The sequence below is a fragment of the Pseudoalteromonas sp. S8-8 genome, from assembly GCF_000497875.1.
Lineage (GTDB): Bacteria > Pseudomonadota > Gammaproteobacteria > Enterobacterales > Alteromonadaceae > Pseudoalteromonas > Pseudoalteromonas arctica.
Map to the genome: position 1 here is coordinate 77,644 of NZ_AUTR01000011.1, position 13,431 is coordinate 91,074.

Genomic DNA, 13,431 nt, shown 5'->3' on the forward strand with positions numbered 1-13,431 from the left:
ATAACAGGAAATGTTAATTCGGTAATTTGATTGGAGAATGCGTGTGACATCTATTGCCAATAACCAACCTTTACAAGTTATTCAGCTCAGTGATGGTCAAAATTTAACAGCTGAAATTTTGCCATTTGGCGCAATAATAAAAAGCATTAAATTTAAAAAACAAGAAATGACGCTTAGCGTCGATGATCCTCAATACTATCTTGAAAACCCATTTTATCTTGGCGCTACAGTAGGTCGATACGCTAATCGCATTGCAAAGGGGCGTTTTAACTTATCTGGTACGCAGTATCAACTAGAAGCAAATAACGGCCCTAATAGCCTGCACGGCGGCGTTAAAGGCTTTAATAAAGTACTGTGGCAAGTAACCAAACAAACTGAAAGTGAAGTTGAGCTTTATTATTGCTCGCCCGACGGCGAACAAGGTTTCCCCGGTGAGTTGCAGGTTTGGCAAACGATTAGCGCTAAAAACGGCGAGCTTACTCTGCACTTTAAAGCGCTAACCAATAAAGAAACGCTCGTTAACTTTACTAACCATTGCTATTTTAATCTTGATGGCAGTGAATCAATTAATGAGCATCTTGTTCAAATTAATACCGATCGTTACCTTCCTATTGATACAACTAGTATTCCACTTAATGAAGCCGCTTTAGTTTGCGGTACCTGCTTTGACTTTACTAAGCCAGCTCAAGTTGGTGAGGCCTTAAGCGCCGTTCATCCTCAACTAGAAGCTGGAAATGGCTTTGATCACTGCTATATTTTTAATGATGACAGCAGTTTAAAGACGATGGCTACATTAACCTCGCCACACACGAAGGTTAATTTAACGCTCAAAAGCACTCAGCCAGGTATGCAGTTATACACCGCTAACTTTGTAGGTGCGCCTTTTAAAGCACGACAAGCTTTGTGTTTTGAAGCGCAAAATTGGCCAGATGCGCCAAATCGTGAAAATTTTCCAAAAGCTAATTTATTACCGGGAGAGGATTACGAACAGGTTATTATTTACGCATTTTCTGAGTGAATACAGCATTCTAATGTTAATTTAAAGAAAATTAAAAGCAAAAATACAGTGATTAAATGCTATCCATAATTCAGGAAAAGGTTGCACTTTTTGCTGGTTTAAAGTATTTATAATATAAATAGTATTTGAAACTATATGCACTACCACAACGACACAACGACTACACACAATCAGGAGTTTTTAAAAAATGATAATTAACAATAAGTTATCGTTCAACAAGAAAACCGCGATCAGTATTGCTATCACTGGCATATTGGCAAGCGGAAACGTTGCAGCTCAAGGCGCTGAAGGCAATACGCCTACAGTAGTAAATGAAGATGTTGAAGTTATCGCAGTAACGGGTATCCGCAGCAGCTTACGTTCATCAATGTTAGATAAAAAAGCATCTAATGTTGTTACAGACGGGATTAAAGCAGAAGATCTTGGTAAATTTCCTGATTTAAACGTAGCAGAATCTCTGCAACGTATTACAGGTGTAGCAATTGACCGTAGTGGTGGTGAAGGCCAAGCGGTAACTATTCGTGGTTTTGGTCCACAATTTAATACTGTACTTGTTAATGGTCGTCAAATTGCGACAGACAGCGCAGGTCGTGAATTTAACTTTGATGTATTGGCCGCGGATCAAATCACCGGTGCTGATATTTATAAAAGTAATACAGCAACTCTTCAAGAAGGCGGCATTGGTGGTACGGTTAACGTAACTACAGCACGCCCTTTTGATTTTGGTGGTTTACATATTTTAGGTTCAGTTAAAGGTATGTACGAAAGCCTTTCTGAAGAAGTATCTCCATCAACATCATTCTTAATAAGTAATACGTTTAACGATGACAAGCTAGGTGTGCTTTTTGCCATCACTAATCAACAACGTAAACTTCAAAATAACCAAATTTTAACGGCAGGTTGGCGCGGCGGTCAAACAATCTCTAACCCAACGGATGGTGTATTGTTTGATAATGCTTACATTCCACGTAACTGGGACCAAGTAGTTGATGAGCAAGACCGTGAACGTACAAATGCAAGTTTAGTACTACAATATGCACCGTCTGACGATGTTACGATTACTGTTGATGGCATGATTTCAAAATTCGAAGTTGACTCAACAGTACGCGATTTAGCATCGTGGTTTGAACCAGACCGCGTAGGCAGTGCAACGATTGATCCTGAAACAGGCACGCTTTTAACTTTCTCTCAAGAAGTTGGCTTAGGCGTGCCAAGTGGCGACCCTGCAAGCGACTTTGTATCACATACACGTAACTCACGTGATGTAACTAATAAAGCATTTGGTATTAACGTTGACTGGCAAGTAAACGAGTCATTAAAAGCTAAATTTGATGTATCTCGCTCAACAGCCGAAAACGACCGTGCGGGTAGAGATCGCTTTAACGTTGTAGGTGTTATCAATAGCTATACTTTTGACGGTACAGGCAGCATTCCTACTGTACAGCATGATGGTTTTGAAAATGGTTCGTTGCCAGATCCAAGCCTAGCGCGACTTCATTACAACGAAATTGGTAATCAATTTACAGATGAAGATGAAATTACTGAAGTAAAAGCCGATTTTGAATATGTGCCAGATAAAGGCCCCGTTGATCGCATTAACTTTGGTGCTTATCGCCAAGAACGTGAAAAATCAAGCTTTCAAATCTTTGGTAGTCAATGTCAGTTCTGTGGTTATGGTACACAAGCACCACTTGATGCAATTGATTTTGAAGCTTATACAGCGAGTAACTACTTCCCTGGTTTAATCGATACATTTTATAGCTACGATGGCGATAAAATGCTTGATTACTTAGCCGATCAAGGTTTCCCAGTAGAGCCAACACTACAAAATAACCGTTACACAATTAACGAAGACATCACTAGCTTATACATGGACTTTACGCTTGGTTTTGACCTTTCAGATATGCCTGTAACAGTTAACTTTGGCGCGCGTTACTCAGAAACTGATATTGAAGTGGCTGCAATACAAAGCTTTATTAGCGATGTAATACCAACGTCAGATGCGACATTGTTTGCTAACGTATTTGGCCCGGCTACAAGCATTGAACAAGGTACTAGCTACTCAAACTTACTCCCTTCTTTAAATGTTAAGTTAGAGCTGCAAGATAACATGATTTTACGCTTTGCAGCGTACGACAGTATCACTCGCCCAACGATGTCTCAGTTATCTCCTGCGACAAACTTTAACGAGCCACGTCGTCAAAATTTAACGGCAAGTGGTGGTAACCCAGCACTTAAACCATTCCAGTCTGAAAACTGGGATATTTCTTACGAGTGGTACTACAACGATGCTAACTTATTTAGCTTTGCAGTATTTAGTAAAGAAGTAGATGACTTTATTGTTACCCTAACAGGTGCAGAAACATACGAAATGTCTGACCGTTCAGGTCCTGATTTTGCGTGTACTACATGTACAGACCAAGCAGATGACGAACTTATTGGTAGCTCAGAAGTTTACACAGTGACTCGCCCTCAAAATGGCGAATCAGCTAAAGTAACGGGTTACGAAGTTGGTGTAACTCATATGTTTGAAAATGGCTTTGGTTTTATTGCCAATGCAACAGTAGTAAACAGCGACATTAGCGTGGGCGCAGACACTACACAAACATTTGCACTTGAAGGTTTAGGCGATTCACAAAACTTAATATTTTTCTATGAGCAAGATAACTGGCAAGCACGTGTTGCATTTAACAACCGTGAAGGTTTTTTACGCTTAGTTGATAACGGCTTTAACGGTGAACCAGTGAACGTAGAAACTTACGGTCAGTGGGATATTAGTGCAAGCTACGATATTAACGAAAACTTCACTATTTTTGCAGAAGGTATCAACATCACTGAAGAAGAGTTGGTACAAACAGGTCGTTTTGCTAACCAAATCTATTCAGTAGAAGATAATGGCTCACGTTACGCGTTTGGTATTCGCGGATCGTTTTAATTAATGATGGAGGCGTATTTTTCGCCTCTTAGTTTTCATTACAGCACCAAGGTGCTAATACCAATTAGGTTAATTTAGCAGTAATGTATATTAGTTAACCTAATTGGCTAAAATGAATACACATTAAATCAAAATGCCCTAACGGGCATTTGTTGTATAAAACGTTATCAAAAATACTCAAAGAGTAGTCCATTATGAATAAAGCAATAAAAACAGTAGCAGTAGTTGGCGGTGGTACAGCAGGATGGCTGAGCGCTGCAATTATAGCTTCGTATCACCAAGGTCAAAATGGTGATGGCTTAAAAGTGATGTTGGTTGAATCGTCAGACATTCCAACTATTGGCGTAGGTGAAGGTACCTGGCCCACGATGAAAAACACACTTCAGCAAATAGGCTTGCGTGAAGTCGATGTGTTTAAAGCCTGTAATGCTACCTTCAAACAAGGCGGGAAGTTTGTAAATTGGACTCATGGCAATAATGACTTTTACTACCATCCATTTACTGTACCGCTAGGCTACGGCCGTATAGATTTAGCCCCATATTTAGATAATGTTGAAGACTTTGCACAGCAAACTAATTTTCAACATGATATTTGCGAAGCAAGCTTAGCCCCAAGAGGTATAGCGCAAGGTGAATATCAAGGTAATTGTAATTACGCTTATCACTTAGATGCCGGCGCTTTTACAGAAATGCTTAAACAGCATTGTAAAAGTAAGCTTGGCGTAGAGCATATTATTGGTACTGTTGATCAGGTAAAGCTTGATGACGATGGTGCAATAAATGTGCTTACTCTAAAAGATCAAACCCGCACTATAAACACCGACTTATTTATAGACTGTACTGGTTTTTCATCATTGTTATTAGGCCAAGCGCTCAACGTACCGTTTAAAAAAATGGACCACGTGCTATTTAACGACAGCGCACTGGCGATGCAAGTCCCTTACGATGAAAACGATGACTCCTTAGCCAGCCATACCATAGCAACAGCGCAAAACGCTGGATGGATTTGGGATATAGGTTTAACGCACCGCCGAGGTGTAGGGCATGTCTATTCAAGCAAATTTTTATCAGACGATGAAGCAGAGCAAAACCTAAGAGACTATTTAGGCGATGCAGCAAACGGTTTAACTGCCCGTAAAATTAGTTTTGAATCAGGATACCGTGAGAAGTTTTGGCATAAAAACTGTGTTGCTATTGGTATGTCAGCAGGGTTTGTAGAGCCGCTTGAAGCAACCGCTATTATGCTTGTTGAAATTTCAGCACGCTTTGTAGCAGAGCACATGCCAGCAGATACACAAGTAATGCCTATAGTAGCTAAACGCTTTAACGAGCAAATGGATTACCGCTGGCAGCGTATTATCGACTTTTTAAAGCTTCATTACATGCTAACCAAGCGCCCAGAGCCTTACTGGCAAGCACATGTACAGCTCAATACTATTCCACAAACCCTGCAAGAAGATTTACTTCTTTGGGGAAGCCGTGGCCCGCTTATTCAAGATTTTTATGGCGCATTAGAGTTATTCCCTGCTGCCAGTTATCAGTATGTTTTGTACGGTATGGGCTTTAAGCCTGACTTTACTAAACAAGCATATTTGTATTCACAACATGTGCAAGCCAAACAAATAATTGAACGTAACAGCCAGCTTACACAGCAGATGTTGCAAACTTTGCCACCTCACCGTGCTTTTATAGAGCAGTGGTTAGCAGCTAACCCAGTTTAAGGATGTGTAACTATGGCTATTAGTGAACTAGTAAACACCAAACACCAAACATTAAAAATTAACCCCAATGCAGCCGTTGAATATGCAAAAACGCAGCATTTAGTTAATTTAAGAGCAAATGAAATAGCAAAAGCAGCCTGCGACTTACCTATTTTTTTAGCACGCAATACACAAAATGGCAGTTATACAGTATCAGCGTTAACCAGCTTTAGTGCAGGTCAAAGTTTATTGGTTAATAACAACCAATGGCAGGCACTTTACACACCGGTATGTATGCAAACCCAGCCTCTTTATTTAATGACTCGAGAAACAAATAGTAGCGATTATTTTATCGCGATTGATGATCAAAGCTCAGCCGTAAACACGCAGCAAGGTGAGGCACTATTTGATGCTAAAGGTAATCCGAGTTTATTTTTAAGTGCACAGCAAAAACTGTTAGAAAGCGACTTAAAAAATGACTATCAAACGTATCAATTTACCCAAGAAGTTGCGCGGTTAGGGCTCATTAAAAACATAGATATTGTATTGCAGTTTGAACAAGGCGAAACCCAAACTATTCAAGGTTTGAGCACCGTTGATGAAGACAAACTGCAAACATTAGGTAGCAATACCATTGCAGAGCTACAAAAGCAGGGTTACTTGAGTGTGCTTAACAGCATGCTTATTTCACTGTTTCAGTTAAATGCATTGGTAAAGCTGCATAACCAACGTCCCGAACTTATGCCTTTAAAGCAGATTAAGTTAGAACTAAGTCGAGATGCGCACGCGCTGTAGCGTGCACTTTTTTATTACACAGACATTGCGCATAACGCGCAGGAGACACACACATGTCAGATAACATTTTACAGCTGGTGGTTTTTGTTTTTGTCACCGCTTTAATTGGTGGCCTTACTTATTGGAAATGCCGAGGCCAAAATCGCAATAACGGACAAAGCCAAACCAAAGAGTATTTTTTAGCGGGCGGTGGCCTTACTTGGATGTTTGTTGCAGGTTCAATCACATTAACTAATTTAAGTACTGATCAGCTTGTAGGTATGAATGGTAACCAAATGGCTTTACTGGTTTGGTGGGAGCTTGCAGCAATTATAGGTTTGATTATTTTAGCCAAAGTGTTCATTCCTGTTTATTACAAATACAACTGTACAACGACCACAGAGCTTTTAGAAAAGCGCTATAACAACAAACATATTCGCGCTGTTATTGGTGGTTTATTCTTTTTAGGTAATGCACTTATTTATATGCCAGCGGTTATTTATTCTGGCGCGCTATTTATGCAAACCATGTTTAAGGTTGATATTCCGCTAATGTATATTGCCACCGCATTTGCCATTATTGGTGCTGTTTATGCGTTTTTTGGCGGCCTGCGAGCAGTTGCTGTATCGGATACCTACAATGGCATACTTGTACTAGGCATGGCTGTTTTAGTCGTGTTTTTAGCACTTAATGCGATTGATTATGACTTTACGGGTATTCCTGAGGAGCGCTTAACACTCATAGGCGATGCTGACTCACCTATTCCGTGGCCAACACTTTTAACCGGTATGATCTTTATTCAAATGTATTACTGGGGTACTAACCAAACAATCACACAGCGAGCAATGGCAGCACCTAATGTTAAAGAAGCGCAAAAAGGTATATTTGCAGCTGCGGGTATTCGTTTTTTAATCGTCCCTGCAATTGTGGTATTACCGGGTATTATTTCGTTTAAACTTTATGGCGATATTGGCGACGCTGCTTATGGTCGAATTGTGGGTGATGTAATGCCAGCATGGTTAACCGGTGTGTTCGCAGCGGCAATGGCAGCAGCTGTGCTTTCTACTTACAACAGCTTATTAAATTCAGCTACAGCACTATATGTGTGTGACATTCACGAAGCGTACTTTAATAAAGAGCCAAGTGTTGTAAAGCTAAGTGGTTACGTAACATTGCTACTCACAAGCTTAACACTGGTACTTGTACCAATTTACCAGCAAGCAGATAGCATTATTAACTTACTACAGCAATTAAATGGCTTATTAAGTATGCCTATATTCTCAATTTTTGTAGTGGGCTTATTATTTAAAAATGTGGATGCACGTGCAGGTATTGCAGCAGTAATTTTAGGTGTTGTAATGTACGGCATGCTTACATTTGCAAACTCACCACTACATACTGACATTCATTACATTCACTTAATGCCAATTACACTGATTGTATGTGTAGCCTTTGCATTGATAGTAAATAAAGTGGTATTTGGTTTGAATGCGCAGTGGGCAGGTAAAACACCGGCACTTGATGACGCAGGACAAGTACAAAAATAGATTATAAATAGTTTAAGCTGACAAAATCGGTCATGGGGAAACTCTGGCCGATTTTTTATATGTATTAAAAGCAACATGAGAACTTCCAAGCGAAGGTTAGTTTAATACTTTTTATTACAGTGGTACTTCCAGTGAGTTTATCTGACTATTTGCGATGTAAAGACTATCAAAACCTAATTTGTATGATATATACTATTATTATTGAGTGTCACCATCTGATAGATTGTGGCTCAAGCAAAGAGATACATTTAGTAAATAGTGTAGCTTACTAATTTTCGTTATATTTATAACTCACACAATGAACAAGAGGATAGGAAAATCATGGCCGACACTAAATCATTTTATCGATTAGACAGTGTAAACAGCACCGTTATTTTCGACTGCCAGAGCAAAACACCGGCGTTACTGTACTTTGGTAAACGCCTATCTGAGCAAACAACAGAAACAATGCTAACTCAGCTTGCTACGCGTCAAGAAGTAAAATGTGCCGTGGTTGAAGAAGCGCCTATTTCTCTATCTCCGTTATTAGGCGAAGGCTTTACTGGTGCGCCAGGGCTTGAGCTAGTAAATGATTCAATCGCATGGTCAGTAGGGCCACAACTTCAAGAAGTTCGTCAGCCTTCAGCCGCAACACTTGAATTTGTAAGCGTAGATAAGCTTCGTGGTATTGAAGTCGTGCACAGCATTACACTTGATAAAAGCACTGACGTACTTAGCGCGCATACCGTATTAACTAATTTAGGTGACTCACCACTGGGCGTTAATTTTTGCGCCGCGCCAACATTTCAATTGCCAGATAGCGTAAGCAAAATAGTGAGCTTTGAAGGTCGTTGGTCAAATGAATTTCAACGTCAATCGGTTGATTTAGTCTTAGGCAGTTTTGTTCGTGAAAACCGTAAAGGCAAAACATCACACGATGTATTCCCTGGTTTATTAGTGCATAACGAAAATGCAGGCGAGCAGCACGGCGAATGTTACGGCTTTCATTTAGGTTGGAGTGGTAATAATAAACTACGCGCAGAGCTTTTAGCTGAAGGTCGTCGTTACGTGCAAATGGGTGAGCTATTACTTCCTGGTGAGCTTACGCTTGCTAAAGGTCAAACGTATCAAAGCCCGAGCATTTATGGCTCGTTTTCGAGTGAAGGTTTTAGTGCGCTTTCTCGTAATTTTCATCGTTTTGTTAAAGCTAATTTACTTAGCCAAGCACAGCGTGAAAAAACGCGTCCTGTGCATTACAACACATGGGAAGGCATTTACTTTGATCACGACGTAGATACGCTTAAGCAACTAGCCGACAAAGTGGCCCCGCTAGGTATTGAACGTTTTGTACTTGATGATGGTTGGTTTAAAGGCCGCCGTGGCGATAACGCTGGCTTAGGTGATTGGACAGTAGATTACAAAATTTACCCCGATGGTTTATCACCAGTTATAGATCATGTGAATAGCTTAGGTATGGAGTTTGGTATTTGGTTTGAACCAGAAATGGTTAACCCAGATAGTGATTTATACCGCGCGCATCCTGATTGGGTTTTAGGCTCTCAAAACAACGAACAGTTAAGCTTTAGAAATCAGCTAGTACTTGATTTAACGCGCTCTGAGGTTGTTGAGTACCTATACAAAGCAATTGACGATATTTTAGTTGAATACCCAACTATTAAGTACATTAAATGGGATATGAACCGCGATATTAACCATGCGGGTAATTTTGATGGTAAGCCAGCAGTGCACCAGCAAACATTAGCACTTTATCGTTTAATTGACCGTATTAAAGCGGCGCACCCAGGGCTTGAAATAGAAAGCTGTTCGTCAGGTGGTGCACGTGTAGATTACGGCGTACTTGCACACACTGACCGTGTATGGACGTCAGATTCAAACGATGCGCTTGATCGCCTTGAAATACAGCGTGGATGTTCGTTCTTTTTCCCATCGTCGGTTATGGGTGCACACGTAGGCCCACGCGATTGTCATATCACAGGGCGTAATGTAAGTATTGAAATGCGTGCTGCGGTATCAATGTTTGGCCACATGGGAATCGAAATGGACCCACGTGAACTGAACGATCACGAATACAATTCACTTAAGGCGGCAATAGCACTTCATAAAGAGCATCGTGACTTTATTCATAGCGCCGATTTGTACCGCCTTGATAGCGACGATTTATCAATTAACTTTGGTTTAATCGATGAGCAAAAAACAAAAGCGTTATTTGCGTATAACAGTGTTCGCGAAACACCGCGTACAGCGCCTAATAAATTACGTTTTGTTGGCCTAGATGCCGATGCGCAGTACACACTTAACTTAGTGTGGCCGGTAAAATTTGAAGAGTATCGCCCATCTTCTATTGCTGCGGTAAATGGTCAAACATTTACAGGTGAAGCGCTAATGCAGTTTGGTTTACAAATGCCAATATCATTCCCGCAAACATCGCTTATATTTGAGCTTAACAAAGCTTAAATTTAACTAAGAGCAGTAAAAGGCGCTAATCGCTTTTATGCTGCTTAGCTTAGATATCAGTAGTCAGCTCTATATTGTTTAGGGCTGGCTTTTTTATATCCTTTGTAAGCTAATTTAGTAAATTAACTTAGTAAACTCAAAAGTATCGAAAATAGAGTGGTTACGCTTGCGCGTAATTTTGCTTGTTACCCAACCAACGTTGAATTAGTGGGTCAACAACCTCTGGGTGTTGCTTAAGCATTTGCTGTGCAATCGGTCTAACTTGGTTAAGTATGTGCTTATCGCGGGTAAGATCGGCAATTTTAAACTCGGCTAACCCTGTTTGTTTTGTACCGAGTACTTCACCAGGGCCACGAATTTCTAAATCGCGCTCAGCTATCACAAAACCATCGTTACTATCGCGTAGTACACCTAATCGCTTTTGAGCAGTATGAGACAGTGGTGCGTGGTATAAAAGCACGCAATGCGATGCAGTAGCGCCACGGCCAACTCGCCCACGTAACTGATGCAGCTGTGCTAAGCCTAAGCGCTCAGGGTTTTCTATAATGATTAAGCTCGCATTAGGGACATCTACACCAACTTCAATAACCGTCGTGGCAACTAAAACATGTATATTACCTGCTTTAAACTCGCTCATAATGGCTTGTTTTTCAGCTGATTTCATTCGCCCATGTACTAAGCCTACGTTTAGCTCTGGTAGCGCCTCTTTTAACTGCAGTGTACTGTCTTCGGCGGCTTGGCATTGCAGTACTTCAGATTCATCAATAAGTGTACACACCCAATAAACTTGGCGGCCTTGCTCGTTACACGCTAATTTAACGCGGGCAATAATATCGTCTCTGCGAGTATCAGGAAGTGCCACTGTTGTGATTGGCGTACGCCCAGGTGGTAGCTCGTCAATCACAGAGGTTTCTAAGTCGGCATAGGCGGTCATAGCGAGCGTACGTGGAATGGGGGTTGCGGTCATAACTAGTTGATGAGGGTAACAATCACCAAACTTACCCTTTTCACGCAGTGATAAACGCTGGTGGACACCAAAGCGGTGCTGTTCATCGATAACGATAAGCACTAAGTTATTAAACTTAACTTCATCTTGAAATAAAGCGTGAGTACCAATAATCATTTGCGCCTCACCAGAGGCTATTTTTTCAAGTGTTGCTACGCGCTCTTTGCCCTTTGTTTTACCGCCAAGCCAAGCAACGGTTATACCTAGTTGATTAAACCACGTTGTAAAATTAACGCCATGTTGCTCTGATAAAATTTCAGTAGGAGCCATTAAAGCTACTTGAAAGCCCTGCGCAATGGCTGTTAGTGCACTAAGTGCTGCTACTAGGGTTTTACCTGAGCCTACATCGCCTTGTACTAAACGCATCATTGGATACGCGTGTTGCATATCACCTTTAATTTCAGCAACTACACGGCTTTGCGCATTTGTGGGTGCAAAAGGAAGCAGCTCTAAAAATTGGCTTTCTAATGTGTTTACCGGATTTAATGCCACGGCTTTAACTTGTTGCCCTTGCTCTCGTACTTTTAATAAGCTGAGGTTTTGAGCAAGTAACTCCTCAAATACAAGGCGCTGTTGAGCAGGGTGAGTACCTTGCTCTAATGCAGTTACATCAACATCATTTGGTGGGCGGTGCAGTAATAATAAGGCGTCACTTAGCTGCATATTTGATGGCTGCCACTGTGAAGGCAGTAGTTCTTCTACTGAGTATTTATGTAGTAAATCAATAGCCTGCTCGCTTAAAGCTCTAATCGATAGTTGCTTTAAACCTTCGGTTGTTGAATAAACAGGCGTTAATGTCGTCGCTACTGGTTGCTCGTTAGAGGTATCGCTGATGCTGTATTCAGGATGACTCATTTCAAAGCCAACGCGGCCACGTCGCACTTCACCAAAACAACGTATTATTTTACCTGCACTAAATGCGTTTTTTTGTGCGGCGGTAAAATTAAAAAATCGTAGTGTTAGCCTGCCAGTACCATCATTGATTTGGCAAACAAGCATGCGCCTTTTACCAAACGTAATTTGGCTTGTTTCAATTGTTGCTTCAACACTCACATGGCTATGCAATGCCAGTTCATTAATCGCGTATAAGCGAGTGCGATCTTCATAGCGAAGTGGCAAATGAAAAAGCATATCTTGCACAGTTAAAATACCTAGCTTTAACAAACGCTCAGCCATTTTTGGGCCGACCCCTTTGAGCTCTGTAATTGGGTATTGATTTAAGCTAGGTTTAGACAAAGTGTATCAATCTTATTATTTGTGAGTAGGCTAAGTGTACTTACAGAGCTTTAGTCCATCAAGTATGTTTTAAAGCTTGCCAAAATTGCTCGTCAGCGACTATTTCGCCGTTTTCATCAAGTGCAGGATAAGGTAATTTTTTTTGTTTACACTGCCTTGCGATAATAGGGTGGCAGCCTTCAAAGTAAAGTGGATGTTTAACTTCGGCGCTCAGCATATCTCTATTATATAAACCAGCCAGCTCACGTTGGCGCTGTGCTTCAAACAATATTAGCGCAGCAGCAACCGAAACATTTAGCGATTGCACCATGCCTTGCATTGGAATAATAATATTTTGATCGGCATATTCTAGGGCTTTTTCTGATATCCCCGTTTTTTCTTGTCCAACAATAATGGCCGTTGGCTTGGTGTAATCTACTTCTCTAAAATCAACGGCATCTTCTGATAGGTGAGTCGCTAATATTTGTATTTCTGGATTGCGCTCACGCATTGCAGTAACGGCATCATCAATATTTCTATGCAGGTGCGTCTCTAGCCAATTTTTGCTACCACCTGAGGTATTGTTTGTTAGCCATTTTTGCTTTTCAGGCCATACAGCATGTACGTGATGGCAACCAACCGCATCAGCACTTCGTACTATTGCAGATAAGTTATGGTGTTTGTGCACGTCTTCTAAACACACGGTTAGGTCTGTTTGACGGCGCGAAAGTACGTCTTCGATTCTTTGATAGCGAGTTTGCTGCATGGTTATCCTCTTTTTT

At 40.9% G+C, this 13,431-nt stretch carries 8 protein-coding genes; 6 read left to right on the forward strand and 2 right to left on the reverse strand.

From position 1 onward, the window contains the following. The first annotated feature begins 43 nt into the window (after positions 1-43). The 6 genes from L659_RS0102975 (at position 44) to L659_RS0103000 (ending at position 10,428) form a co-directional block, all read left to right on the forward strand. The gene (locus L659_RS0102975; RefSeq protein ID WP_024589550.1) at positions 44-1,018 is read left to right on the forward strand and encodes an aldose epimerase family protein; all 975 of its coding nucleotides are present in this window, start codon (positions 44-46) and stop codon (positions 1,016-1,018) included. Positions 1,019-1,205: 187 nt separating this feature from the next. Further along, positions 1,206-3,953, forward strand: coding sequence for a TonB-dependent receptor (locus L659_RS0102980; protein WP_024589551.1), 2,748 nt, complete (start codon positions 1,206-1,208; stop codon positions 3,951-3,953). 194 nt (positions 3,954-4,147) lie between these two features. Beyond that, positions 4,148-5,674 (forward strand): tryptophan halogenase family protein, encoded by a 1,527-nt coding sequence (locus L659_RS0102985; RefSeq protein ID WP_024589552.1) that lies wholly within the window; start codon positions 4,148-4,150, stop codon positions 5,672-5,674. A 12-nt stretch (positions 5,675-5,686) separates the two neighbouring features. Then, complete coding sequence (locus tag L659_RS0102990; protein WP_024589553.1) at positions 5,687-6,448, forward strand: SapC family protein; 762 nt, start codon at positions 5,687-5,689, stop codon at positions 6,446-6,448. 53 nt (positions 6,449-6,501) lie between these two features. Next, a complete protein-coding gene (locus L659_RS0102995; RefSeq protein WP_024589554.1) occupies positions 6,502-7,974 on the forward strand; it encodes an SLC5 family protein in 1,473 nt (490 codons plus the stop codon). Positions 7,975-8,295: 321 nt separating this feature from the next. Then, positions 8,296-10,428 (forward strand): alpha-galactosidase, encoded by a 2,133-nt coding sequence (locus L659_RS0103000; protein ID WP_024589555.1) that lies wholly within the window; start codon positions 8,296-8,298, stop codon positions 10,426-10,428. Positions 10,429-10,588: 160 nt separating this feature from the next. Here L659_RS0103000 and recG read toward each other — a convergent pair whose 3' ends face one another. Together recG and trmH are read right to left on the reverse strand one after the other, a co-directional pair. Next, a complete protein-coding gene (gene recG, locus L659_RS0103005; protein ID WP_024589556.1) occupies positions 10,589-12,670 on the reverse strand; it encodes an ATP-dependent DNA helicase RecG in 2,082 nt (693 codons plus the stop codon). Positions 12,671-12,728: 58 nt separating this feature from the next. Then, the gene (gene trmH / locus L659_RS0103010) at positions 12,729-13,415 is read right to left on the reverse strand and encodes a tRNA (guanosine(18)-2'-O)-methyltransferase TrmH (RefSeq protein WP_007580009.1); all 687 of its coding nucleotides are present in this window, start codon (positions 13,413-13,415) and stop codon (positions 12,729-12,731) included. Positions 13,416-13,431 lie beyond the last annotated feature (16 nt).

Bases quoted from the DNA above. Each gene is read 5' to 3' on its own strand.
- L659_RS0102990 (WP_024589553.1), top strand. From the start codon at position 5,687: ATGGCTATTAGTGAACTAGTAAACACCAAACACCAAACATTAAAAATT.
- L659_RS0102980 (WP_024589551.1), top strand. From the start codon at position 1,206: ATGATAATTAACAATAAGTTATCGTTCAACAAGAAAACCGCGATCAGT.
- trmH (WP_007580009.1), bottom strand. From the start codon at position 13,415: ATGCAGCAAACTCGCTATCAAAGAATCGAAGACGTACTTTCGCGCCGT.
- L659_RS0103000 (WP_024589555.1), top strand. From the start codon at position 8,296: ATGGCCGACACTAAATCATTTTATCGATTAGACAGTGTAAACAGCACC.
- L659_RS0102995 (WP_024589554.1), top strand. From the start codon at position 6,502: ATGTCAGATAACATTTTACAGCTGGTGGTTTTTGTTTTTGTCACCGCT.
- L659_RS0102985 (WP_024589552.1), top strand. From the start codon at position 4,148: ATGAATAAAGCAATAAAAACAGTAGCAGTAGTTGGCGGTGGTACAGCA.